We start from the raw sequence: 22,306 nt of genomic DNA, 5'->3' as shown, positions 1-22,306 counted from the left end.
GTCACCACCCTACTTGCGGGGAGTGACACATCCGGTGCCCTCGGGACGCGGTTCGGTGAGGTCCAGGGGATTTGGGGATTCCACGGCCCACCCGGGCGTACGCCGGGCAGCCGGGCGGACATCGTCCCTCCAGCAGCCCGCCCTGAAGTCCCCGACCCCGCCCGCTCGGATGCCGCCCGCCCGGATGCCGCCCGCCCGGATGCCGCCCGCCCGGATGTCGCCCGCTCAGGCGTCGGGGCCCGCGACGAGCCGTCCGCCCTTCGCGGTGACCGGGACCGACGGCAGCGGCCGCTCCGCGGGCCCCTGGACGACCTTGCCGGTGCGGGCGTCGAACTGGCTGCCGTGGCAGGGACAGTTGATCTTGCCGTCCTCGACCGTGTCGACGACGCATCCGGCGTGGGTGCACACCGCGCTGAACGCCGTGAACTCACCCTTGGCCGGCTGGACGACCACCACCCGCTGCTCGCGGTAGATCTTGGCGCCGCCGACCGGCACGACACCGGCCGAGCCGAGCTCGACGGGGGCGGTGGGCGTCGGGGACGCCTTCTTGCCCGAGCCGCCCGGGGAGCAGGCCGCCGCCCCGAGCCCGGCGGCTCCGGCCAGCGCGGCGCAGCACAGCACGGTTCGGCGGGAGGCGGGCTGGCTGGACATCTGCGGCTCCTGGAGGTGTGAGGGCCCTCCGACCATACCGGTACAGATCCTTCCGTTCGCCGCCACCCCCGGGGGAGGGCGTAAGCGCTTGCGCAAACGTTTACGTCCGACGGCCGATGCGATACGTTACGTGCTCCCGGCACGGCTCGGCAGCCCGACGGCCCCCAACGCCCCCTTGGGCCGACACCCCCTTGGGCCGACACCTCCTTGGGCCGACACCCCTTGGACCGGCTCACCCTCGGACCGACTCCCCCGACGATCTCGACGTTAAGGACCGCAGCGGATGGCAACCATGGTCGATGTCGCCCGTCGCGCCGGGGTGTCCGTGGCCACCGTCTCGCATGTGCTCAACGAGACCAGGCCGGTCCGCCCCGGCACCCGTAAGGCCGTGCTGGACGCCATCGACGACCTCGGGTACAGCCCCAATACGCTGGCGCGCTCCCTGGTGACCGCGCGCACCCGCTCGATCGGCCTGGCCGTCTCGGCGATCAGCAATCCGTACTTCACCGAGATCCTCCAGGGCGTCGAGGCCGGCGCCCTGGAGCGGGGCTACGGTCTGCTGATCGCCGATCCGCATGACGACCCCGCGCATGAGCTCACCGTCGTCCGGCTGCTGCATGAGCGGCGGGTGGACGGCGTGCTCGTCGCCCCGTCGGCCGAGCCCGCCGGGCTGCTGGAGTATCTGGCCCGCCGTAAGATCCCCGCCGTCTTCCTCGACCGGCTGGTCGGCGACGCCCATGACCAGGTGTGCGCCGAGAGCGCCCGCCCCGTCGAACAGCTGGTCGGCCATCTCGCCGACCTCGGCCACCTCCGCATCGGGCTGGTCGCGGGGCTGCCGGGGCTGAGCACCACCACCGAGCGGATCGCGGGCTACCGGGCCGGGCTGGAGCGGCACGGGCTGCCGTTCCGCCCCGGGCTGCTGGCCGAGGGCCACTCCGAGGCGCGGGGCGCGGAGGACGCCGTCCACCGGCTGCTGGCCTCGCCCGAGCCGCCCACCGCGATCATCACCGCGAACAACGCGATGACCATCGGTGCGCTGCGCGCCCTGCGGACGGCGGGGCTGAGCGTGCCGGACGATCTCGCGCTGGTCTGCTTCGACGACTTCTCCTGGGCGGATGTCTTCTCCCCCGGGCTCACCGCGATCTCCCAGCCCAGCAGGGAGGTCGGCGCCACCGCCGTCCGGTTGCTGCTCGAGCGGCTGGAGAACCCGGGACGGCCGCCGCGCACCGTACGGCTGCCCTGCGCCTTCGTCCACCGCACCTCGTGCGGCTGTGTGGCCGAAGCCCTCGACCGACCGCTCCCCGGAACCCCCGGACTCGCCGGAAAGGACCCCGTCTCGTGATCGTCGTCGCCGGAGAAGCCCTGATCGACCTCGTGCCCGAACGCACGTCGAGCGCCGCGGCGGGTGACCGGCTGCCCGCGCTGCGGCCGGCGCGCGGCGGCGGCCCGTACAACACCGCGCTGGCACTGGGTCGGCTCGGCGCGCCCACCGCGTTCTGCTCCCGGGTTTCCACCGACGGCTTCGGAGAGGCGCTGCTGGAGGGCCTGCGGAAGGACGGCGTGGACACCGCGCTGGTGCAGCGCGGTGCGGAGCCCACGACCCTGGCCGTGGCCTCCATCGGGGCCGATGGCTCGGCCGGGTACGGCTTCTACGTGCAGGGCACCGCGGACCGGCTCTTCACCCTGCCGCCGTCCCTTCCCGAGGGGGTGAGCGCGCTGTCGCTGGGCACCTGCTCGCTGGTGCTGGAGCCGGGCGCGAGCGCGTACGAGGAACTGCTGCGGCGGGAGGCCGCGCGCGGGGTCTTCACCACGCTGGACCCCAATATCCGCACCGGTCTGATCCCCGACGCCGATGCCTACCGGGCCCGCTTCCGCGGCTGGCTGCCCGATATCGGCCTGCTGAAGCTGTCCATAGAGGACGCGAGGTGGCTGGCCGACTCGGAGGACGCCGGGGATGTCGAGAGGGCCGTGGGCGAGTGGCTGGCGGCGGGCCCGGCGGCCGTGGTGCTCACCCATGGCGGGGAGGGGCTGAGCGTACGGCGGCAGGACGGCTCGGTGATCTCGGTGCCGGGCGAGCGGGTGGACACCGTGGACACCATCGGGGCGGGCGACACCGTGAACGCCGCGCTGCTGCACCGGCTGGCCGGGCACCAGGCGCTGTCGGCGCCGGCGCTGGCCAAACTGGACGAGACGGCCTGGCGGGATGTGCTGGGCTTCGCCGCCCGCGCCGCCGCGATCACCTGCTCCCGGGCGGGCGCCGAGCCGCCCTACGCGTCCGAACTGGCCTGAGCCCAGCGGTTACGCCCGCACTCGCGCCGCGCCCGGGTCGGTCCGGGCGCGGCGCGGGCGCGGGCGCTTGGAGCTACTTCGCGGCCGCCCGCTTGGAGGCGACCGTGGACTTGGCCGCCGCCTTCTTGGCCACGGTCTTCTTCGCCGCGGTCTTCTTGGCCGCCGTGGACTTGGTGACCGTGGACTTGGTGGCGGCCTTCTTGGCGGGCGCCTTCTTGGTGGTCGCGCCGCCCTTGCGCGCTGCGGGCACCGTGGCGTCGCTCACCCGGTCGCCCAGCATGTCCCGCAGGAACTTCCCGGTGTGGCTGACCGGGATCGAGGCCACGTCCTCCGGGGTGCCCTCGGCGATCACCAGACCGCCGCCGCTGCCGCCCTCGGGGCCCATGTCCACGACCCAGTCGGCCGTCTTGATCACATCGAGGTTGTGCTCGATGACGATCACCGTGTTGCCCTTGTCGACCAGGCCGGAGAGGACGCTGATCAGCTTGCTGATGTCCTCGAAGTGCAGACCGGTGGTCGGCTCGTCCAGCACATACACCGTGCGGCCGGTGGACCGCTTCTGGAGCTCGCTCGCCAGCTTGACGCGCTGGGCCTCACCGCCGGAGAGGGTCGGCGCGGGCTGCCCGAGCCGGACATAGCCCAGCCCGACCTCGTTGAGGGTGCGCAGATGGCGGGCGATGGTGGGCACCGCCTCGAAGAAGTCCAGGGCCTCCTCGATGGGCATGTCCAGCACCTCGGCGATGGACTTGCCCTTGTAGTGCACCTCCAGGGTCTCCCGGTTGTAGCGCGCTCCGTGGCAGACCTCGCACGGCACATACACATCCGGCAGGAAGTTCATCTCGATCTTGATGGTGCCGTCACCGGAGCAGTTCTCGCAGCGGCCGCCCTTGACGTTGAAGGAGAACCGCCCGGGCTGGTACCCGCGGACCTTGGCCTCCATCGTCTCCGCGAACAGCTTGCGCACATGGTCGAAGACGCCGGTGTACGTGGCCGGGTTCGAGCGCGGGGTGCGGCCGATGGGCGACTGGTCGACATGCACCACCTTGTCGACGAGATCGTCGCCGGCGACCCGGGTGTGCCGCCCCGGGACCGCCCGCGCACCGTTCAGCTCGCGGGCCAGATGGGTGTAGAGGATGTCGTTGACCAGCGTGGACTTACCCGATCCCGAGACACCGGTGACGGCGGTGAGCACCCCGAGCGGGAAGGACACGTCGATGTCCTGGAGGTTGTTCTCCCGGGCGCCGTGGACCGTAAGGCGCCGCTTGGGGTCCATGGGCCGGCGCACCGCCGGCAGCGGGATGGCCTTCTTGCCGGACAGATAGTGCCCGGTCACCGACTCCTGGTTGACCAGCAGCTCGCTCAGCGGCCCGCTGTGCACCACCTTGCCGCCGTGCTCGCCCGCGCCCGGGCCGATGTCCACCACCCAGTCCGAGGTCTTGATGGTGTCCTCGTCGTGCTCCACGACGATCAGGGTGTTGCCGAGGTCGCGCAGCCGCACCAGCGTCTCGATCAGCCGGTGGTTGTCGCGCTGGTGCAGGCCGATGGACGGCTCGTCCAGCACATAGAGCACACCGACCAGGCCGGAGCCGATCTGGGTGGCCAGCCGGATGCGCTGGGCCTCGCCGCCGGAGAGGGTGCCCGCGGCGCGGTTGAGCGAGAGATAGTCCAGGCCGACGTCGACCAGGAACCGCAGCCGCTCGTTGACCTCCTTGAGGACCCGCTCGGCGATGGTCTTCTCCCGCGCGCTCAGCTCCATGCCGCGCAGGAACTCGGCGCATTCGCTGATCGACATCGCCGAGACATCCGCGATGGACTTGTCCTGCACGGTGACGGCCAGGACGATCGGCTTCAGGCGGGTGCCCTCACAGGTGGGGCAGGGCACCTCGCGCATATAGCCCTCGAACCGCTCCCGGCTGGCGTCGCTCTCCGCCTCCGAGTGGCGCCGCTTCACATAGGGCAGCGCGCCCTCGAAGGCCGTGGTGTACGCCCGCTGGCGGCCGTAGCGATTGCGGTAGCGGACCTCGATCTGGGTCCGGTGCCCGTTGAGCAGCGCCTTCTTGGCACGCTGCGGAAGCCCGGCCCAGGGGATGTCCGTACGGAAGCCGAGCGCGTCGGCGAGCGCGCCGACCAGACGGCCGAAGTAGTCCTTGGTGTGGCCGTGGGACCAGGGGTGGATGGCGCCCTCGTCCAGCGACTTCTCCTCGTCCGGGACGATCAGCTCCGGGTCGACCTCCATCCGGGTGCCGATGCCGGTGCACTCCGGGCAGGCGCCGAAGGGCGAGTTGAAGGAGAAGGTGCGCGGCTCAAGCTCCTCGAAGGACAGGTCGTCGTACGGGCAGTAGAGATGCTCGGAGAACATCCGCTCCCGCTGCGGGTCGTCCTCCGCCAGGTCCACGAAGTCGAGGATCACCATGCCGCCGGAGAGGCCGAGCGCGGTCTCCACCGAGTCGGTCAGCCGGCGCTTGGCGCTGTCCTTGACGGTGAGGCGGTCCACGACCACCTCGATGGTGTGCTTCTCCTGCTTCTTCAGCTTCGGCGGGTCGGACAGCTGGATGGTGGCGCCGTCCACCCGGGCCCGGCTGTAGCCCTTGGTCTGGAGATCGGAGAAGAGGTCGACGAACTCCCCCTTGCGCTCGCGCACCAGCGGGGAGAGCACCTGGAAGCGGCTGCCCTCGGGCAGCTCCAGCACCCGGTCCACGATCGCCTGCGGCGACTGGCGGGCGATCGGACGGCCGCACTCGGGGCAGTGCGGCTTGCCGATACGGGCGAACAGCAGCCGGAGGTAGTCATAGACCTCGGTGATCGTGCCGACCGTCGAGCGCGGGTTCCGCGAGGTCGACTTCTGGTCGATCGACACCGCGGGGGACAGGCCCTCGATGAAGTCCACATCGGGCTTGTCCATCTGCCCCAGGAACTGGCGGGCGTAGGAGGAGAGCGACTCGACGTAGCGGCGCTGCCCCTCGGCGAAGATCGTGTCGAACGCGAGGGACGACTTGCCCGACCCGGACAGCCCGGTGAAGACGATGAGCGAGTCGCGAGGAAGGTCGAGTGAGACGTTCTTGAGGTTGTGCTCGCGAGCGCCACGAACGATGAGACGGTCGGCCACGCCGGTCGGCACCTTTCTTGAGAGAGTCGGGGTGCGCCGAGCCCGCTCGCGGGGCGGCCCTGCCGGTCGGAGCAGAGGCGGAGCGGAGCGAAACCCCCAACCCAGGGTATGGGGGCACGACGACGATGTCTTAAGGATGCAGCACACCGAGCCTATAGCACGCACATTCGATTTGCGGGACATGGGAGCGGACTTCACCCGATCGTGTGGTGCGCACTACGGTCGGGTCATGACCTACGCCGGGGCCGACTACGCCCGGGACGCCGCCGCCGTACAGGAGGCGACGGACCGGCTGCTGACCGCCGTCGCCGCCCTCGACGATGCCTCCCTCGCCCGTCCGTCGGAGCTCCCCGGCTGGACCCGCGGCCATGTCCTGGCCCACCTGGCCCGCAACGCGGACGCCCTGGTGAACCTCCTCACCTGGGCCCGGACCGGCGAAGAGACTCCGATGTACCCCGACGCCGGGGCACGCGGCGCCGACATCCGGCGGGATGCCGCCCGGCCGCTCGCCGTCCACCTGGACGATCTGCGCACCAGCGCCACCCGCTTCGACGCGGCGGTCGCCGCGCTGCCCCCGGAGCGCCTGCCGTACGAGGTGACCCCGCGCGATGGTGTCCGGGAACCGGCCGCCGGGCTGCCGCTGCGCCGCCTCGCCGAGGTCGAGCTGCACCATGTCGATCTCGGTATCGGCCGCACCGTGGCGGATCTGCCCGCCACGTTCGTCGAAAGCCAGCTCACCGTGCTCATTGATACAAGGTTCGCCGGGCGCCCGGATATTCCCCCGCTGCGGCTGGCCACCGGGCCCGGTGCGGCGGACGTCCGGCGCACCGGGCGCCCCGCGGCCCCGGGGGAGTCCCCGGTCACCGTCACCGGCTCCCCCGCCGCCCTGCTGGGCTGGCTCACCGGCCGTACGGACGGCGCCGGTCTCTCCTGCCCCGACGGTCCCTTGCCCGTCCTGCCCGCACTAGGCTGAGGCCATGACCTACAGCGGAGTGGTGACGGTCGGCGGACCGGCCGACGTGCATGAACTGCCCGATCTCATGATCTCGAAGGTCGCGGTCGGCCCCATGTCCAACAACGCCTATCTACTGCGCTGCCGGGCCACCGACGAGCAGTTGCTGATCGACGCCGCGGCGGAGCCGCACACCCTGCTCTCCCTCATCGGCGAGAGCGGGATCGCGTCCGTGGTCACCACCCACCGCCACCCCGACCACTGGGGCGCGCTGCGCGAGGTGATGGAGGCCACCGGCGCCCGTACCTACGCGGGCCGCTACGACGCGGAGGGCATCCCGGCACGCACCGATGTCCTGGTCGAGGACGGCGACACGCTGCGGGTCGGCCGGGTCGAGCTGACCGCCCGCCATCTGGTCGGCCACACCCCGGGCAGCATCGCCCTGATCTACGACGATCCGCACGGTCATCCGCACGTGTTCACCGGCGACTGCCTGTTCCCGGGCGGGGTCGGTAACACCCGTAAGGATCCCAAGGCGTTCGAGAGCCTGATCGACGACGTCGAGACCAAGCTCTTCGACCAGCTCTCCGACGAGACCTGGGTCTACCCCGGCCACGGCGACGACACCACCCTCGGCGCCGAGCGCCCGCACCTCGGGGAGTGGCGCGAGCGCGGCTGGTAGCGGCGCCCGCACGGCCCAGGAGCGCCGCGCGCCTCCGTACGCCCCGTGACCCCCGGCGGGCCGGGGCGGTTGTCGCGTCATGCAGCACGACCGCTCTCCGCAGCATGACCGCCCTCCGTCCATGGCCCGCCTCGCCGCCGCGTCCCTGGCCGGCACCGCGATCGAGTTCTACGACTTCTTCGTCTACGGCACGGCCGCGGCGCTCGTCCTCGGCCCGCTGTTCTTCCCGACCTTCTCGCCGCTGGCCGGCACCCTCGCCGCCTTCGGCACCTTCGCCGTCGGCTTCGTCTCCCGGCCGCTGGGCTCGATGCTCTTCGGGCCGCTCGGCGACCGCCACGGGCGCCGTCCGGTGCTCATCGCCTCACTGCTGCTGACCGGTCTCGCGACCGTCGCCGTGGGCTTCGTCCCGACCTACGACTCGATCGGCATCGCCGCCCCCGTCCTGCTGCTCGTGCTGCGCTTCTTGCAGGGGCTCGGGCTGGGCGGCGAATGGGGCGGCGCGGTACTGCTCACCGCCGAGCACGCGCCCGCCGCGCGGCGCGGGCTGTGGTCGGGCTTTCCGCAAGTGGGCCCGTCCATCGGCTTTCTGCTGGCCAACGGCACGATGGTGGCCCTGTCGGCCACGCTGAGCGACGGCGAGTTCCGGTCCTGGGGATGGCGGGTGCCGTTCTGGGGTGCGGGGCTGCTGGCGGGCGCCGGGCTGCTGCTGCGGGCCCAGGTGGCCGAGTCCCCGCGGTTCCGGGAGCTGGCCGAGCGCGGCGAGCAAGCCGCCGCGCCGCTGGCCGAGGTGGTGCGCGGCCACTGGCGGCTGGTCCTGCTGACCGCGGGCGGGCTGGCGGTGGGCTACGCCGTGTTCTACGCGGTCACGACCTGGTCGCTGGCGTACGGCACGGAGCGGCTCGGGGTGGCCCGCACCACTCTGCTGGGCTGCATCATGGCGGCCGTGGCGGTCCTGGGCGCCCTGACGCCCCTGGCGGCCCATCTGGGCGACCGCTTCGGGCGGCGTCCGATGTGCCTGGTGGGCTGCGTGGCCGTGGTGGTGTGGATGTTTCCGCTGGTGGCGCTGTTGCGCACCGGTGAGCCGCCGCTGATGTTCCTCGGCTTCCTGGGCGCGCTGCTCGCCTTCATCACCATGTTCGCCGTGACCTCGGCCTATCTGCCCGAGCTGTTCGAGGCGCGGGTGCGCTGCACGGGGGCGGCGCTCGGCTACAACCTCGCGGGCGTCCTGGGCGGGGCGCTCACCCCGATCGTCGCGACGGCGGTGTCCCACGGCGACGGTCCGCCCTGGGGCGTCGCCGCGTATCTGACCGCCGTGGCGCTGCTGAGCCTGGGCTGCTTCGTTCTGCTGCCGGAGACACGGCCGACGGCCGACCGTCCGGATGGTGGACGATCGGCCGTACGGCCTCTGGAGGCCGGGGAGGCGGCTGTGTGAGCCCGTCTCCCGGATCCGGGGTGGACGACAGCTGTCGTACGCCGTCGGGCGCTCTCGGGCGCCGTCAGGGCGGTGACGCCGCGGGCGCCGTCAGACGTCGACGCTGTCCTTGTCCCGGGTCCGGCCCTCCCCGCTCCCCGCCTCCGCCAGGGCCTGTTTCTTCGAGGCGTACAGACTGGTGACCGTGGTGACGGCGAGCACCGCGCAGATGACGCCGAGCGAGACCGGGATGCTGATCTCCGGGACATGCACCCCGGACTCGTGCAGCGCGTGCAGCACCAGCTTGACGCCGATGAAGCCGAGGATGATCGACAGCCCGTACGAGAGGTGGACCAGCTTCTTGAGCAGGCCGCCGATGAGGAAGTACAGCTGGCGCAGGCCCATCAGCGCGAAGGCGTTGGCGGTGAAGACGATGTACGGATCCTGGGTGAGGCCGAAGATCGCGGGTATCGAGTCCAGCGCGAAGAGGACGTCCGTGGTGCCGATCGCCAGCATGACGATCAGCATCGGGGTCATCAGCCGCTTGCCGTTCTCCACGATGAACAGCTTGGTGCCGTGGTACTGGTCGGTGGACGGGAACCGCTTCTCGACCGCCTTGAGCAGCCGGTTCTCCTCGAACTCCGCTTCCTCCTCATCCGCCCGCGCCTCCTGGATGAGCTTCCAGGCCGTCCAGATGAGGAACGCGCCGAAGATGTAGAAGACCCAGGCGAAGGTCGAGACGATCGCGGCGCCGGCGGCGATGAAGACCGCGCGCAGCACCAGGGCGATGAGCACACCCACCATCAGCACGCGCTGCTGGTAGATGGTGGGCACGGCGAACTTCGCCATGATCAGGACGAAGACGAAGAGGTTGTCGACGCTCAGCGACTTCTCGGTGATGAAGCCCGCGAAGAACTCCCCGGAGGGCTGGCCGCCCGCGAAGACCAGCAGCCCGAGCCCGAAGAGCCCGGCGAGGGCGACCCAGACGGCGGTCCAGATCCCGGCCTCCTTGAGGGAGACCTCATGCGGTTTGCGGCCGCCTATCAAGAAATCGACGGCGATCAGGGCGCAGAGGCCGATGATCGTCAGCCCCCACATGGTCACGGATACGTCCACGGTTCCTCCGGCATTCGTACGGCAGGCTCAGCGTCGTCGCTGCCGGAGGTCTCTTCCGCCCGTGGACCGCGCCATGGGCCGGTGCCCCGGGATTCCGTCCGGCCTCCTGGTGCCGGACGGAATCCGTGGTGACGGGAACACCGCTAAGGAGTACTCCCCTCCGCGTAAAAGAGAGTACAGGAATACCCATGAGATAGTAAAGAGAAAGACAAAAGCCCTGGTCAGGCTCTGGTTGACCTGAGTCAGCTGCCGTACGACTCGCGGGCCCGCGCGGCCCTCAGCGCCTGCGCGGCCCTCCCCACCTCCCCCAGCACCTGGCCCAGCACCTGGCTGCCCGGCGGCACCATCGGCGGCTCGTACGTCCAGGCGTGGCCCACCCAGGGGTCGGCGAGGTGGTCGTCGGCCACCGGCGTGAGCCGCAGCAGCGACCGCCACAGCGGGTCCAGCACCGGACCGTAGGCCCGCGCGTCCTCGCGGTCGGCGACCATCATCAGGTGCACGCCCACCGAGGGCCCCTCGTCCGCCAGATAGCGAAGCTGGGTGACGGCCCGGTCGTCGAAGCCGTGCGGGAAGTCATGGACGATCAGCAACCGCTCGGCGGTGTCCATATCCGGCGGCAGCGCGTCCGTGGCCCGGCTGCGGATCGCCATCTGCACCAGGTCGACACGCTGGGTCAGCGCGGCGAGCACCGCCGAGACCCCCTGGGCCCCGGCCGCCGGCGGCTCGGCCAGCACACCCGACCCCACCAGCGGCGCGAACGAGCCCGCGGCCGAACCCGCCGGGTCGATCACGTGCACCGCGAACTCCCCGGCCGGATAGACGGCCAGCATCCGTGCCGCGATCGCCACCGCCGTGTCCGCGGCCAGCCTGCGCAGCTCACCGGAGTCGGCCGGCCCGTCCAACGAGCCCGAACGCCCGGCGTCGATCCACAGCCCGCGCTCCAGCGGCAGCCGCACCAGCATGGGGATCCGCAGATCGGCGCGCTCCGGGAGGTGCAGATCGCCCAGCCGCAGGGCCATCGGGACCTCCATCGGCACCTGGTACGCCTGCCACACCGGGCTGTCCCAGCGGGCGTAGGCGTACGGCAGCGCGGGCTCCACCACCTCGGCCTCGGCGATGAGCTGCGCCAGATCGCGGTCGAGCGCGGTCCGGGCCTGCTCGACGAGGTCGGTGTGCTTGGCCCGCGCCTCGGCGCGGGCGGAGTCGGCGGCCGGGCCCACCCGGGTGCGCGGGTCGGAGAGCACCCGGTCCAGCTCCTGCTCCATGCGGGACTCGGCGAAGTCCACGGCACTGCGGTAGGCCGCGGTCGTCCGGGCCAGGTCTTCGAACATCCCCCAGACCTGGTTGTAGAGCCGCTCGTCCATGGACCAGCCGGAGGCGTCGCCCGCGACCGGCTGGGCGGGCTGTCCGGGCGCGGCGGGCGGCGCCGCGGGCGGGGGCGTGGGCGGCGCGGCCGTACGGCGGCCCGGGTGCTGGTAGCTGATGGGCCCTCCGGCGGCGGGCGCGCCCTGCGACTGCTGCGGCGGCGTCTGCGGCTGCTGTGGCGCGCCCTGCGACTGCTGTGGCGGGGTCTGCGGCTGGGCCGGAGCCGGGTCGGTGCCGCCGCCCGCGGCGGCCGTGCGCACCCGGCCGTCGCCCTCCGGGCGGGGCGGGGGCTGGGCGACCGAGCGGGCCATACCGCGGGCCACCGCCTCGTTGATCCGCGCCGCGAGGTCGGCGCCCTGCGCGAGCCCCTGGTCGTGCAGCATGGCGGCCAGCCCGCCCGCGTACCCCTGGCCGATGGCGCGCACCTTCCAGGCGCCCTGCCTGCGGTAGAGCTCCAGGGCCGCCACCGCGGACTCCGAGTCCAGGTCGGTGATGGTGTAGCTGGCGATCTCGGTGCCGTCCAGGCCGGTGACGGCGACGAACGGCGCGGCCATGGCGCCGAACCTGGCCGGGCCGCCGACGCCGGTCGGCAGCGCGAGCAGCACGGTGACCCGGTGGATGTGCTCGGGCATCGCGTCGAGGTCCACGGCGAGCCGGTGGGCGGCCGCCGCCTGTTTGGGCACCTCTATCCCGGCCAGCTGGGGCGAGGCCGGATGCGCGACCCATTCGGCGCCGTGCACCGTGCCCCGCTCATCGCCGAGTGTCGCCCCGGCCACGATCGGATTGCCCGCAGAGATCCGGATCTCCAAACGGGTCTGGGGCAGCGGGTGGTTCTGCCCTCGGACCAGCTCGGCCGTCATGGCTGCGTCCCCTCGTTGTGTTCCGCTGTGTGCCGTACGTGTGAGTGGTGGTGCGGTGGTGCGGTGAGCGCGTCGGCCCGGCGAGCTCTGCTCAACCGGGCCGACGCGCTCACCTGGGCGATACGCCTTGACAGATGCGGTACGCCTTTACAGATGCGGCAGGATGTGCGGCATCAGGTCCTGGAAGGTGCGGCCGTTGGCCGGCTCGCCGACCGCCTTCATCTGCCAGGCGCTGCCCGCACGCTGGACCGTGGCCATGATCTGGGCGGTGTACTGCCCGCCGCCGGTGAGGGTGTAGCGGGCGAGTTCCTGGCCGTTGGTCTCGTCCACCAGCCGGCAGAACGCGTTCTGCACCTCGGCGAAGGTCTGGCCGGTGAAGGAGTTCACCGTGAAGACGATCTGGTCGATGTGGACGGGCACCCGCTGGAGGTCGACCAGGATCGCCTCGTCGTCGCCGCCCTGTCCGGCGCCGCCCACGAGGTTGTCACCGGTGTGCCGGACCGAGCCGTCGTCGCTGACCAGGTGGCGGAAGAAGACGACATCGGTCGGCTGCTTGTCGGCGAAGAGGACGGCCGACGCGTCGAGGTCGATCTCCCGCGTACGGGAGCCGAACAGCCCGCGGCGGGGCGCCGCCTGCCAGCCCAGCCCCATCCGCACCGCGGTCAGGGTGCCCCCGTCGGCCTTCTGCAGGCTGATGGCCTGTCCCTTGGACATGTTGACCGTCACGCGCTGTCCCTACTCTCGTCTCTCGATTCCCCGTGGCCGCCGTGGGTGCGGCCGTGACCGCGCCGTACGCACGGCCCTTCCGAAAACCCTATGCACTGCCACCAGGGCCCCGGCCGGACGAGCGGACTTTTGTGTCGGTCTTGCAACACAGGGAACCCACGGGCGCCCCGGTGCGGACCCGGGGCGCCCGGTGATCAGGAAACTCCGGCCTCCCTCATCTGCCGCAGCTCCTTCTTCAACTCCGACACCTCGTCGCGCAGTCGGGCCGCCACCTCGAACTGGAGCTCCGCCGCCGCGGCCCGCATGCGGTCGGTCATCTCCTCGATCTGCTCGGCGAGCTCGGCCGCGGGCCGGTCGGTCAGCACCGCCTCCTTGGCCTTGCCCTTGGCGGCCTTGGCCTTGCCGCCCTTGGCCGCCTTGCCGCCGGCCGCCGGCTCGGCCGCCTTCGCGCCCTTGCCGTCCTTCGTCTTGCGGTAGCCGGTGCCGAGCAGTTCCTCGGTGTCCACGTCCTCGCGGGCGATCTGGGCCACGATGTCGTTGATCTTCTTCCGCAGCGGCTGCGGATCGATCTTGTTGGCCTTGTTGTACGCGACCTGCTTCTCGCGGCGGCGGTTGGTCTCGTCGATGGCCTTCTCCATCGCCGGGGTGACCTTGTCGGCGTACATATGCACCTGGCCCGAGACGTTACGGGCGGCACGGCCGATGGTCTGGATCAGCGAGGTGCCCGAACGCAGGAAGCCCTCCTTGTCGGCGTCGAGGATGGCGACCAGCGAGACCTCCGGAAGGTCGAGGCCCTCCCGCAGCAGGTTGATGCCGACCAGCACGTCGAACTCACCGGCGCGCAGCTCGCGCAGCAGCTCGACCCGGCGCAGGGTGTCCACGTCGCTGTGCAGATAGCGCACCTGGATGCCCAGCTCGAGCATGTAGTCGGTGAGGTCCTCGGCCATCTTCTTGGTGAGGGTGGTGACCAGGACGCGCTCGTCCTTCTCGGTGCGGATGCGGATCTCATGGATGAGATCGTCGATCTGGCCCTCGGTCGGCTTGACGACGACCTCCGGGTCGACCAGGCCGGTCGGGCGGATGATCTGCTCCACGAAGCCGTCGCCACGGGACATCTCGTACGTCCCCGGGGTGGCCGAGAGATAGACCGTCTGGCCGATGCGCTCCAGGAACTCCTCCCACTTCAGCGGGCGGTTGTCCAGTGCGGAGGGCAGCCGGAAGCCGTGCTCGATCAGGGTCCGCTTGCGGGAGGCGTCGCCCTCGTACATCGCGCCGATCTGCGGCACCGTGACATGCGACTCGTCGATGACCAGGAGGAAGTCCTCCGGGAAGTAGTCGAGCAGGGTGTGCGGCGGGGATCCGGTCTCACGGCCGTCGATGTGCAGCGAGTAGTTCTCGATGCCGGAGCAGGTGCCGATCTGCCGCATCATCTCGATGTCGTAGGTGGTGCGCATCCGCAGCCGCTGGGCCTCCAGCAGCTTGCCCTGCTTCTCCATCCGGGCCAGGGTCTCGGCGAGCTCGGCCTCGATCCCGGCGATGGCCCTCTCCATGCGCTCGGGTCCGGCCACATAGTGGGTGGCCGGGAACACATACAGCTCCTGGTCGTCGCTGATCACTTCGCCGGTGAGCGGGTGGAGGGTGGAGAGCGCCTCGATCTCGTCGCCGAACATCTCGATGCGGACCGCGAGCTCCTCGTAGACCGGGAAGATCTCGATGGTGTCGCCGCGGACCCGGAAGGTGCCCCGGGTGAACGCCATGTCGTTGCGGTTGTACTGAATATCGACAAAGCGACGCAGCAGCTGATCGCGGTCGATCTCCTCACCGACCTTGAGCGGCACCATGCGGTCCACGTACTCCTGCGGCGTACCGAGGCCGTAGATGCACGAGACGGAGGCCACCACGACCACATCACGCCGGGTGAGCAGCGAGTTCGTCGCCGAGTGGCGCAGCCGCTCCACCTCCTCGTTGATCGAGGAGTCCTTCTCGATGTAGGTGTCGGACTGCGGGACGTACGCCTCGGGCTGGTAGTAGTCGTAATACGAGACGAAGTACTCGACCGCGTTGTTCGGCAGCAGCTCGCGGAACTCATTGGCCAGCTGGGCGGCCAGCGTCTTGTTCGGAGCCATGACCAGCGTGGGCCGCTGAAGTTTCTCGATCATCCATGCGGTGGTCGCGGACTTGCCGGTGCCGGTCGCGCCGAGCAGGACGACGTCCCTCTCCCCCGCGCGGACGCGCCGGTCGAGGTCGGCGATGGCGGTGGGCTGGTCACCGCTTGGCTGATAGGGGCTGACGACCTCGAAGGGCGCCACCTTGCGTTCGAGCTGAGTTACGGGCCGCATGAGACCAACGGTACGACTCGCCACTGACAACGGCGGAGCGCTCGTCCGCGCCACCCCGCACCCCCGCCCTCCGGCCGGATTCGGACGACCGGACGCGTGATGTCGCCCGTGGCACGAATTTTCCGCCCATCCGATACCTATCCTCCACCCCCGCGCATCTGGGACCCTCTGCCCGTCCATGAGTCGGACCAGAATCAGACGACGCGAGGAGTCCGTATGCAGATCCGCCCGGCCGCCGCGTTAACCGGCGCACTCATCGGGATGTCCGCGCTCTTACTCCCCACGGCCACGGCCCAGGCCACCGGCCGGACGACGCACCACCACACGGTCACCGTGGCGCATCGCGGCGCCTCCGCGTACGCCCCCGAGAACACCCTGGCCGCCGTCGACGCCGCCGACGACCTGGGCATCGACTGGGTGGAGAACGACGTCCAGCGCACCAGGGACGGCGAGCTGATCGTCATGCACGACACCACGCTGAGCCGGACCACCGACGTCGAGCAGGTCTTCCCGGACCGCGCGCCCTGGAAGATCTCCGACTTCACCCTCGACGAGATCGAGAAGCTGGACGCCGGAAGCTGGTTCGGCCCCGAGTTCCAGGGCGAGGCGGTGCCCACCCTGGAGGAGTACATGGACCGGGTTTCGGACAACCACCAAAAGCTCCTGCTCGAGCTCAAGGCTCCCGAGCTCTATCCGGGGATCGAGCGCCAGACGCTGCGGGAGCTGAGAAGAGAGGGCTGGCTGGACCACCGGCACAAGCGCCGGCTGATCGTCCAGAGCTTCAACGCCGACGCCATGCGGACGGTCCACCGGCTGCGGCCGGACGTCAAGACCGGCTTCCTGGGCACCCCGGCCGTCGCCGACCTGCCGGAGTACGCCGAGTTCTCCGACCAGATCAACCCCAGCTACACGACCATCGACGCCGACTACGTGTCCGCGGTGCGGTCGGTGGACGGGGCGCACGGCAAGCCGCTCGAGGTCTACACCTGGACCGTCAACGACGGCCCGAAGGCGGTCTCGGTCGCGGGCATGGGTGTGAACGGCATCATCACCAACAAGCCCGATGTGATCCGGGACGCCCTCGACGACGCCTCGTGAGCCACGGCTCCCCCTGACGGGGCGCAGTGATGTGCCCCTGATGAGGCGCCCCGCCGGTCGGACGGCGGGGCGCTGTCGGGGGCGCTGTCGGCGGTTCTGTCAGTGGTGGGTTCTACGCTGAAGGCGTGACGATCGCAGAGCGGCAGACAGAGCCGGACCCGCGGGAGCGGCCGGAGCGGCGGGAGGGCCCGGCGGGGCCCGACACGCGCGCCTGGGCCTGGGCGGTCCTGACCACCCCCATCGGCCCGCTGCTGCTCGCGGCCACCGACGGGGGGCTGGCCCAGGTGGTCTTCCACGCTGAGGAGAAGACGGCGGCCGAGGCCGTCGCCAGGCTCACCCGCCGCCTCGGCGCCGAGCCCACCGCCGTGCCACCCGCGCCCCCCGGCACCGCAGGCACCCCGTCCACACCGAGCTGCGCCGGGCATCTCGCCGAGGCGATACGGCAGATGGAGAGCTATTTCGCCGGGAACACCAAGGCGTTCACCCTCTCCCTGGACTGGTCCCTGATCACCGGCTTCAACCGCCGGGTGCTGCGCGAGTTGGCCGCGCATGTGCCCTATGGCACGGTCGTCGGCTATCAGAACCTCGCCGACCGGGTGGGTGAGCCGGGCGCGGCCCGCGCCGTCGGCGTGGCCATGGGGAGCAATCCACTGCCGGTCGTGGTGCCGTGCCACCGGGTGGTGGAGAGCGGTGGGGGCATCGGCGGCTTCGGCGGCGGGCTGGAGACCAAGCGCATCCTGCTGGCGCTGGAAGGCGTTCTTCCGCAGCCGCTCTTCTGAATCGTTCTTCGGGCCCCGGACGGAAATATCTTGTCGCGGAATTCCGCGGCCGTCTTGTGGCGCTTGCCTATCACCCCTATCTTAAGAGCGCCCATCGCCCTGGCTTTCTGTCACCAGCCGGGCATGGGGCTCTCATTGCGTTCGGCCGTACGCACCGTACCGCGCGATAACGCTCTTCCGCTCTTCGGCACTTCCCGCTCCACCGATCGTGCGTGCCACCCGCTCCGCCGGTACTTCCCGCACGCCCCGCACCCCCGCACCCCCACACTTCCTCGCTCTTCCCCGCTCTTCCCGCTCATCGGAAATTCATCGCTCAACTACGTCCCCACAAGTGATCGAATTGGAGAGCCATGTCCGGTGTTCTGCTCGCGGGCGGCGCGGCCGCGGCGCTATTCGCCTCGGTCCTTTCCACCCAGGGTGTTTCCTCGGCCCCTGATGGGCCGCCGGAAAAGATCCAGATAAGCGTCAAGACGGTGAACGGCTCGGGCTGCCCCAAGGGCACCACGGCCGTGGCCGTCGCCGCCGACAACTCGGCGTTCACCGTGACCTACAGCGACTATCTCGCCCAGGTCGGCCCCGGCGCGGATCCGACCGACATCCGTAAGAACTGCCAGCTCAGCCTGGGCGTGCATGTGCCGCAGGGATTCACCTACGCCATCGCCCAGGTCGACTACCGGGGCTATGGCTACCTCGAAAAGGGCGCCAAGGGCACCGAGAAGGCGAGCTACTACTTCCAGGGCTCGGCGGACACCGCGTCGCGGACCCATGACTTCAGCGGTCCGTACAACGACAACTGGCAGACCACCGACAGCACCGACTACAGCGCCCTGGTGTGGGCCCCCTGCGGCCAGGACCGCAACTTCAACGTCAACACCGAGCTGCGGGTCAACGCCGGCACCTCTCCTGCGGGCACCACCAGCTTCATGGCCATGGACTCGACGGACGGCGGGGTCAACACGGTTTACCACCTCGCCTGGAAGGAATGCCCTTCCGCCGTCCGGTAGCCCGGTAAATCCACCATCGAATGGAGAATCATGCCCGGTGTTCTGTACGCAGGCGGCGTGGTCGCGGCGTTATTCGCCTCGACGCTCACTTCCCAGGCATATGCACAACCCCCGTTCGACACCGTGCCGCCCGACAAGATCGTGATCACGGTCGCCACCGTCAATGGGTCGGGCTGCCCGGCGGGCACCGCGGCGATCGCCGTCTCCCCGGACAACACGGCCTTCACCGTGACCTACAGCGAGTATCTCGCGCAGGTGGGCAAGGGATCCAAGCCGACGGACTTCAGAAAGAACTGTCAGCTGAGCCTGGTCATGCATGTGCCGCAGGGCTTCTCCTACGCCATCGCCAGTGTCGACTACCGCGGTTTCGCCCATCTGGAAAAGGGTGCGTCGGCCACGCAGAAAGCCTCGTACTACTTCCAGGGGCAGTCGCAGACCTCGTCGAACACGCATAACTACACCGGCGCCTACGACGACAACTGGCAGGCCACCGACATATCCGATATCGCCACCGTGGTGTGGTCGCCCTGTGGTGAACTCCGCAACTTCAACATCAACACCGAGTTGCGGGTCAACGCCGGAACGTCCAACACCCAGGAAACGACCAGCTTCATCGCCATGGACTCGACGGACGGCGATGTGAGCACCACTTATCATTTCGCCTGGAAGGAATGCCCGTCGGCCGAGAAGTGACCGCCACGGGATGACCGCCACCAGGTGACTCCTGCGCACCAACCCGGACCTGCCCCCCTGCGCACCGCCTCGAAACGTACCCGGCTACGGCTCCGGGCGGTGCCAGGCCGGATGCCGGGGGTCGTCCATCCGCACCACCACATCCGCCGCCTCACCGGGCCCCACCTCGTCCTCGTAGCGGGCGAAGGCGGGCAGGGTCCAGCGGTCGCCCTCGTCGGTGCGGCGGGCGAGGGCGGCCGGGGACAGCCGCAGATGCACCGAGAGGTCGAACGGGAACCAGTGCCCCAGCAGCAGCGCGCCGTGCAGCAACAGCACCCCGCCCGGCGGAAGTTCGGCGTACGGACTGCGCGTCGCCCGGTCGGTGTCCGGATCCCACAGGTCGGGCAGCACCCGCCCGGTGCCGCCCGGCCCCGGTTCCAGCGGGTCGAAGACCTCCCGCCACAGGGCGCCGGTGTCCAGCCAGCGGTCGTAGTACGCGTCGGGGTCCCGCTTCCCGTACTCGTAGCGCAGCGAGGCGGGCCGCCAGAACCCCGCCGCCGCGACCACCAGCGCCGGTCGGCCGAGGATGCGCAGCGCCTCCGCCAGATCCCGCGCCAGGTCGGCGGTGGGCGCCGCCGGTGCCCCGTCGACGGCCACTCTCAGCCAGGGGCTGCCGTCCGTCGCCGTCAGCGCGGCGATGCGGTCGGCGGTCGCGTCGGTCAGCCGTTCCCAGGTGATCGCTTCGAGCCGCACGCCCCCATCATGCCCTGGGACCGGGGGCTGTGGGCCGGGGGGCCGTGGGCCCGGGGGCTGTGGGCCGGGGGGGCCGGGTGTCGGGGACCGGGGCCCCAGGCGCCGGGGGCCCAGGGGCTCCGGGAGAGGTACCCTCCGGCCATGGCATCTCAGATAGCGCTGCTCCGCGGCATCAACGTGGGCGGGAACAGGAAGTTCCCCATGGCCCGGCAGCGTGAGCTGATGGCCGAGCTGGGCTTCGAGGACGTCACCGTCCACCTCCAGACCGGCAATATCGTCTTCGCCGACCCCGGCACCCCGCCCGAGCGGACGGCCCGCACGCTCGAGGACCACTTCGCCGCCGGTCTCGGCTTTCCCGTGGATGTCATGGTCCGTACCCGCGACGAGCTGGCCGCGGCGGTCGAGGCCAACCCCTATCCGGAAGCCGTGGCCGAGCCCAAGACCCTGCATGTGGTCTTCCTGGCGGACGCGCCCGCGAACCAGGACGCGCTGGCCACGCTGAACGCGCTGGACCCGGCCGCCTACGCCCCGGAGGCGTTCCGCCTCATCGGCCGCGAGATCTTCCTGCACTGCCCGGACGGGGTCGGCCGCTCCAAGCTGGCGGCGAAGATCACCAACGCCCGGCTCGGCGTGCCGGCCACCGCCCGCAACTGGAACACGGTCACCAAGCTGCTGGCGCTGGCCGACCGCTGAGACGTTTCCTCAGCCTCGGCCGGAGACACTCCGAGCCACGCTCAGCTCCAGCCGTACCGCTGCCGCAGCCGCATCACGACCAGGTCGAAGCGCGGCCGGTCGAGCGCGCACGCCTCGCGCCGCATCCCGTCCGGGTGCACCCGCAGCACCCGGTCCAGATCGACCCATGAGTCCCGCCCGGCCCGGTCCCACGGCCCGGAGCCGATCGGCACCCACTCGCGGTCGCCGTCGTGCCGCTTGCTCGACAGCTGCACGGCGAGGAGCGTCCCGGCCCGCTCCCGCGCGACCACCAGCACCGGCCGGTCCTTGCCGCGGCCGTCGTTCTCCTCGTACGGCACCCATGTCCAGACGATCTCGCCGGGGTCCGGGTCCCCGTCCGGATCGGGTGCGTACTCCGTCCGTACCCGCCCGACCTGGCGCGGATGAGCCTCGACGGTGGCGGCCGGGCCGGTGCTTCCGGGAAGCGCCGCGCCGTCCTCCGTCCCCTGCGTTCCGTTGAATGGGCTGATCACGCCCGACACGTTAACCCGTCCGCGAAACCCGATGACATGGCGGCCCCCTCGGCGTGGAAGGGGCATGTACGTGCCCGATGTTCTCGACCCACTGGCGGAACTCGTCAAACGACGCCATGACCCGGTCGTCGTTCAGACAGTGCGCTCCACGGCGGCCGCGACCATCGCCTACGTCGTCGCCCTCGAGCTCAGCAAGGAACCCGCCCCGCTCACCGCCCCGCTGACGGCCCTCCTCGTCGTCCAGGTCACCCTCTACGCGACCCTCACCAGAAGCCTGCGCCGGGTCGAGGCCGTGGTCGTGGGCGTCCTGATCGCCGTCGCCTTCAGCGTGCTGGTGGGGCTGACCTGGTGGAGTCTGTGCCTGATCATCCTCGCCGCCCAGACCGCCGGCTACCTTACGCGCGTGGGCGACTGGGTCCAGGAGGTGGCGATCAGCGCCATGCTGGTCCTGGGCGTGGCGCAGGTGACCACGTACGCCTGGGACCGGGTGCTGGAGACCCTGATCGGGGCCGGGGTCGGGATGGGCTTCAACTTCTTCCTCGCGCCTCCGGTGTGGGTCGAGACGGCCGGCAAGTCCATCGAGGACCTGGCCCGCCGGATGCGCCAGCTGATGCTGCACATCGGCGAGGAGCTGGGCAGTCAGATCGCCGTCGACCGCGCCGCCGCCCGGCTCCACGAGGCCCGTCGCCTCGACCACGACATCTCCCAGGTCGACGCCGCCCTCCGGCAGGCGGAGGACAGCGTGCGGCTCAACCCCCGCGTCAAGGAGGGCCTGCTCTACCGCGTGGTGCTCCGCACCGGCCTGGACACGCTGGAGATCTGCACCGTCATCCTGCGCGTCATGTCCCGCACCCTGACCGACCTCGCCAGGGCGCGGACGGACGAACCCCTCTTCCCCTCGGACGTGGCGGATGCCCTGAAGGACCTCTTCATCCATCTCGCCGCGGCCGTCGAGAGCTTCGCCGTCCTGGTCACCACCCAGGTCAGCGCCAACGCCGAGGAGGCCGAGTCCCGCCTCTCCAGCGAACTCGTCAAGGCCCACGCCAGCCGCGACCGCGGCGCCGACCTCCTGCTGCGCCGCGTCCAGGAGCACCCCCGCCAGTGGCAGCTGCACGGTGCCCTGCTCGCGGAGATCGACCGCGTCCTCGACGAACTCGACATGGAACAGCGCTCCAAGCGGCTCATGGAAGAGCTCGACCGCAGCACCCGCGAGAAGCGCGAGCGCTTCCCCTACCTCCACAAGCTCCAGCGCCGGCTCCGGCGCGACCGTACGGACGGCTCCGGAGCGGTCTGAGCCC

19 protein-coding genes are annotated in these 22,306 nt (G+C 70.7%); 11 read left to right on the top strand and 8 right to left on the bottom strand.

The features are described 5' to 3' along the window. Positions 1 to 225 precede the first annotated feature (225 nt). A complete protein-coding gene (locus NP777_RS12015) occupies positions 226 to 651 on the bottom strand; it encodes a Rieske (2Fe-2S) protein (RefSeq protein ID WP_256650109.1) in 426 nt (141 codons plus the stop codon). A gap of 283 nt (positions 652 to 934) precedes the next feature. Between NP777_RS12015 and NP777_RS12010 the strand changes: the two genes are divergently transcribed. Both NP777_RS12010 and NP777_RS12005 read left to right on the top strand, forming a co-directional pair. After that, the gene (locus tag NP777_RS12010) at positions 935 to 1,993 is read left to right on the top strand and encodes a LacI family DNA-binding transcriptional regulator (RefSeq protein WP_256650108.1); all 1,059 of its coding nucleotides are present in this window, start codon (positions 935 to 937) and stop codon (positions 1,991 to 1,993) included. Beyond that, a complete protein-coding gene (locus tag NP777_RS12005) occupies positions 1,990 to 2,940 on the top strand; it encodes a carbohydrate kinase family protein (RefSeq protein WP_256650107.1) in 951 nt (316 codons plus the stop codon). Before NP777_RS12010 ends, NP777_RS12005 begins: the two co-directional genes overlap by 4 nt. Positions 2,941 to 3,013: 73 nt before the next feature. On the opposite strand, the gene uvrA is transcribed toward NP777_RS12005, so the two are convergent. After that, complete coding sequence (gene uvrA / locus NP777_RS12000; protein WP_256650106.1) at positions 3,014 to 6,046, bottom strand: excinuclease ABC subunit UvrA; 3,033 nt, start codon at positions 6,044 to 6,046, stop codon at positions 3,014 to 3,016. A gap of 229 nt (positions 6,047 to 6,275) precedes the next feature. Between uvrA and NP777_RS11995 the strand changes: the two genes are divergently transcribed. From NP777_RS11995 to NP777_RS11985, 3 genes are all read left to right on the top strand, one after another. Further along, a complete protein-coding gene (locus tag NP777_RS11995; protein WP_256650105.1) occupies positions 6,276 to 7,019 on the top strand; it encodes a maleylpyruvate isomerase family mycothiol-dependent enzyme in 744 nt (247 codons plus the stop codon). A gap of 4 nt (positions 7,020 to 7,023) precedes the next feature. Then, positions 7,024 to 7,680 carry an MBL fold metallo-hydrolase gene (locus NP777_RS11990; protein WP_256650104.1) on the top strand — a complete coding sequence of 219 codons (657 nt, stop codon included), beginning with the start codon at positions 7,024 to 7,026 and terminating at the stop codon, positions 7,678 to 7,680. Between the two features lie 121 nt (positions 7,681 to 7,801). Then, entirely contained in the window at positions 7,802 to 9,112 is a 1,311-nt protein-coding gene (locus tag NP777_RS11985; RefSeq protein ID WP_256650103.1) for an MFS transporter, read from the top strand. Positions 9,113 to 9,202: 90 nt separating this feature from the next. On the opposite strand, the gene NP777_RS11980 is transcribed toward NP777_RS11985, so the two are convergent. The 4 genes from NP777_RS11980 to uvrB form a co-directional block, all read right to left on the bottom strand. Beyond that, positions 9,203 to 10,207, bottom strand: coding sequence for a TerC family protein (locus NP777_RS11980; protein WP_256650102.1), 1,005 nt, complete (start codon positions 10,205 to 10,207; stop codon positions 9,203 to 9,205). Positions 10,208 to 10,449: 242 nt separating this feature from the next. Then, positions 10,450 to 12,432: a TerD family protein gene (locus tag NP777_RS11975; RefSeq protein WP_256650101.1), complete on the bottom strand. Its 1,983-nt coding sequence runs from the start codon at positions 12,430 to 12,432 to the stop codon at positions 10,450 to 10,452. A 147-nt stretch (positions 12,433 to 12,579) separates the two neighbouring features. Continuing rightward, the gene (locus NP777_RS11970; RefSeq protein WP_037949693.1) at positions 12,580 to 13,158 is read right to left on the bottom strand and encodes a TerD family protein; all 579 of its coding nucleotides are present in this window, start codon (positions 13,156 to 13,158) and stop codon (positions 12,580 to 12,582) included. A 194-nt stretch (positions 13,159 to 13,352) separates the two neighbouring features. Then, the gene (gene uvrB / locus NP777_RS11965; protein ID WP_256650100.1) at positions 13,353 to 15,497 is read right to left on the bottom strand and encodes an excinuclease ABC subunit UvrB; all 2,145 of its coding nucleotides are present in this window, start codon (positions 15,495 to 15,497) and stop codon (positions 13,353 to 13,355) included. Between the two features lie 216 nt (positions 15,498 to 15,713). On the opposite strand from uvrB, the gene NP777_RS11960 reads away from it, so the two are divergent. The 4 genes from NP777_RS11960 to NP777_RS11945 all read left to right on the top strand — a co-directional run bounded on the left by NP777_RS11960 (position 15,714) and on the right by NP777_RS11945 (position 19,071). Next, positions 15,714 to 16,595 carry a glycerophosphodiester phosphodiesterase gene (locus NP777_RS11960; RefSeq protein WP_256650099.1) on the top strand — a complete coding sequence of 294 codons (882 nt, stop codon included), beginning with the start codon at positions 15,714 to 15,716 and terminating at the stop codon, positions 16,593 to 16,595. 125 nt (positions 16,596 to 16,720) lie between these two features. After that, the gene (locus tag NP777_RS11955; RefSeq protein WP_391858484.1) at positions 16,721 to 17,374 is read left to right on the top strand and encodes a methylated-DNA--[protein]-cysteine S-methyltransferase; all 654 of its coding nucleotides are present in this window, start codon (positions 16,721 to 16,723) and stop codon (positions 17,372 to 17,374) included. 350 nt (positions 17,375 to 17,724) lie between these two features. Beyond that, complete coding sequence (locus NP777_RS11950) at positions 17,725 to 18,378, top strand: DUF4360 domain-containing protein (RefSeq protein WP_256650098.1); 654 nt, start codon at positions 17,725 to 17,727, stop codon at positions 18,376 to 18,378. A 30-nt stretch (positions 18,379 to 18,408) separates the two neighbouring features. Further along, positions 18,409 to 19,071, top strand: a complete 663-nt coding sequence (locus NP777_RS11945) for a DUF4360 domain-containing protein (protein ID WP_256650097.1) — start codon at positions 18,409 to 18,411, stop codon at positions 19,069 to 19,071. A gap of 84 nt (positions 19,072 to 19,155) precedes the next feature. Here NP777_RS11945 and NP777_RS11940 read toward each other — a convergent pair whose 3' ends face one another. Next, positions 19,156 to 19,803 (bottom strand): uridine kinase, encoded by a 648-nt coding sequence (locus NP777_RS11940; protein ID WP_256650096.1) that lies wholly within the window; start codon positions 19,801 to 19,803, stop codon positions 19,156 to 19,158. Between the two features lie 141 nt (positions 19,804 to 19,944). Here NP777_RS11940 and NP777_RS11935 point away from each other — a divergent pair, with 141 nt between their 5' ends. Next, positions 19,945 to 20,496: a DUF1697 domain-containing protein gene (locus NP777_RS11935; RefSeq protein WP_256650095.1), complete on the top strand. Its 552-nt coding sequence runs from the start codon at positions 19,945 to 19,947 to the stop codon at positions 20,494 to 20,496. 41 nt (positions 20,497 to 20,537) lie between these two features. Here NP777_RS11935 and NP777_RS11930 read toward each other — a convergent pair whose 3' ends face one another. Continuing rightward, positions 20,538 to 21,017 carry a type II toxin-antitoxin system PemK/MazF family toxin gene (locus tag NP777_RS11930; RefSeq protein WP_391858483.1) on the bottom strand — a complete coding sequence of 160 codons (480 nt, stop codon included), beginning with the start codon at positions 21,015 to 21,017 and terminating at the stop codon, positions 20,538 to 20,540. Between the two features lie 61 nt (positions 21,018 to 21,078). Here NP777_RS11930 and NP777_RS11925 point away from each other — a divergent pair, with 61 nt between their 5' ends. Beyond that, positions 21,079 to 22,302, top strand: a complete 1,224-nt coding sequence (locus tag NP777_RS11925; RefSeq protein WP_256650093.1) for an FUSC family protein — start codon at positions 21,079 to 21,081, stop codon at positions 22,300 to 22,302. Positions 22,303 to 22,306: the final 4 nt, after the last annotated feature.

The sequence above is a fragment of the Streptomyces rugosispiralis genome (assembly GCF_024505145.1).
In the GTDB taxonomy this organism is placed as follows: domain Bacteria; phylum Actinomycetota; class Actinomycetes; order Streptomycetales; family Streptomycetaceae; genus Streptomyces; species Streptomyces rugosispiralis.
The sequence above is the reverse complement of the archived record's forward strand: the minus strand, read 5'-3'. Positions and strand labels throughout refer to the sequence as shown.

Bases quoted from the DNA above. Each gene is read 5' to 3' on its own strand.
- NP777_RS12015 (WP_256650109.1), bottom strand. From the start codon at position 651: ATGTCCAGCCAGCCCGCCTCCCGCCGAACCGTGCTGTGCTGCGCCGCG.
- NP777_RS12010 (WP_256650108.1), top strand. From the start codon at position 935: ATGGCAACCATGGTCGATGTCGCCCGTCGCGCCGGGGTGTCCGTGGCC.
- NP777_RS11995 (WP_256650105.1), top strand. From the start codon at position 6,276: ATGACCTACGCCGGGGCCGACTACGCCCGGGACGCCGCCGCCGTACAG.
- NP777_RS11990 (WP_256650104.1), top strand. From the start codon at position 7,024: ATGACCTACAGCGGAGTGGTGACGGTCGGCGGACCGGCCGACGTGCAT.
- NP777_RS11985 (WP_256650103.1), top strand. From the start codon at position 7,802: ATGGCCCGCCTCGCCGCCGCGTCCCTGGCCGGCACCGCGATCGAGTTC.
- NP777_RS11975 (WP_256650101.1), bottom strand. From the start codon at position 12,432: ATGACGGCCGAGCTGGTCCGAGGGCAGAACCACCCGCTGCCCCAGACC.
- uvrB (WP_256650100.1), bottom strand. From the start codon at position 15,497: ATGCGGCCCGTAACTCAGCTCGAACGCAAGGTGGCGCCCTTCGAGGTC.
- NP777_RS11960 (WP_256650099.1), top strand. From the start codon at position 15,714: ATGCAGATCCGCCCGGCCGCCGCGTTAACCGGCGCACTCATCGGGATG.
- NP777_RS11950 (WP_256650098.1), top strand. From the start codon at position 17,725: ATGTCCGGTGTTCTGCTCGCGGGCGGCGCGGCCGCGGCGCTATTCGCC.
- NP777_RS11945 (WP_256650097.1), top strand. From the start codon at position 18,409: ATGCCCGGTGTTCTGTACGCAGGCGGCGTGGTCGCGGCGTTATTCGCC.
- NP777_RS11935 (WP_256650095.1), top strand. From the start codon at position 19,945: ATGGCATCTCAGATAGCGCTGCTCCGCGGCATCAACGTGGGCGGGAAC.